The sequence below is a fragment of the Porcipelethomonas sp. genome, from assembly GCF_051893655.1.
GTDB lineage: Bacteria > Bacillota > Clostridia > Oscillospirales > Ruminococcaceae > Porcipelethomonas.
The window spans coordinates 38,030-39,501 of the sequence record NZ_JBJFHN010000096.1; the positions used below are offsets into that span (position 1 = coordinate 38,030).

1 protein-coding gene is annotated in these 1,472 nt (G+C 41.5%); it reads left to right on the forward strand.

From position 1 onward, the window contains the following. Positions 1–494: 494 nt before the first annotated feature. Positions 495–1,472 (forward strand): thiamine pyrophosphate-binding protein (locus ACI4WO_RS05745; RefSeq protein WP_439806607.1); only part of this gene is annotated, 978 nt, incomplete at its 3' end.

The following is a 1,472-nucleotide window of genomic DNA, read 5'->3' on the forward strand; positions in this document are numbered from 1 at the left end:
TGAACCAGCCTTTTGAAAAAGGCTGGGCGAAAACTTTCAGACGTGGCTTACTTTTTTGTTGTCGCAAGAAAGTAAAGAAAAAAAGCCGCTGTGCTTGAAAAATTTTCATCTTTGTGTTATAATAAATAAATAATTATGAAATTACTGTTGTGAATATAAAAAAGTCAGCAGGCAAAAAGTCACTTTAATATGTATATTATGCACAAAATTGAAAAATTCTCTTGAAACATACGGGAGTAAGTGCTATATTAAAGTATGTACAATTATTGATTGGAGGTTTATCCGGTGGATTGCAGTTATCCTGAAAAAATAACATTTTCAGTGCGGTTTATTCTGAAAAATGCTTTACATGAACATATTATGCCGGGTGAACCGGCGATTTACCGAGTCGGTGTTTGCTGAAAATCCAGAGAAATTTCTAAACTTACTGACCTGCGCTGTCAAGTACCGCAGGCTTTTTTAACATAAAATACTAATAAGAAAAGGATGAAAACATGAAGTTAACCGGCGCACAAATTATAATTGAAACTCTTGTTGAACAGGGCTGTGACCGTATTTTCGGATATCCGGGCGGTCAGGTCATCAACATCTATGATGAGCTTTACAAAAATCAGGACAGAATCAAGCATATTATTACTGCTCATGAGCAGGGTGCGGCTCACGCCGCTGACGGCTTTGCCAGAGCTACCGGCAAAACCGGAGTTGTTATTGCAACATCCGGTCCGGGGGCTACAAACCTTGTAACGGGAATAGCCACAGCGTATCTGGATTCAATTCCTATGGTTGCCATTACCGGCAACGTTCCGTGCAGTCTTCTGGGCAGAGACAGCTTTCAGGAGGTAGATATCTGCGGAATAACTCTTCCTATTACAAAACATAATTACATAGTAAAGGATGTAAATGAGCTTGCAGATACTATAAGAGAAGCTTTCAGAATCGCAAAGTCAGGCCGTCCGGGACCTGTTCTGGTAGATGTTCCTAAGGACGTTCAGATCGCAAGCTGTGACTTTGAAAATGCAGTTGTATCTCCGGCTTTTGAGTCCCCTAAGGCGGACAGTACTGAGATCCAGAAGGCAGCAGATATGATAGCCGCTTCAAATAAACCGTATATTTACTGCGGCGGCGGTGTTATTTCCGGTAATGCAAGCCGTGAGGTTATGGAGTTTGCTGAACTTATTGACGCTCCAATCGGATGCAGTATGATGGGTGTTTCCGCAATTCCGACTTCAAATCACAGATTCCTGGGAATGCAGGGAATGCACGGTCACTACGCTTCTTCGATGGCTCAGGCTGAAGCAGATCTTGTAATAGCAATCGGTGCAAGATTCAGTGACAGAGCAACAGGCAACAAGGAAGTATATGTAAGAAACTGCAATATTCTGCATATTGATGTTGACGCTGCTGAAATTGATAAAAATATAACAAGTCAGCTGGGAATCAATGGCGACGTAAAGGAAACCTTAAGAAAGCTT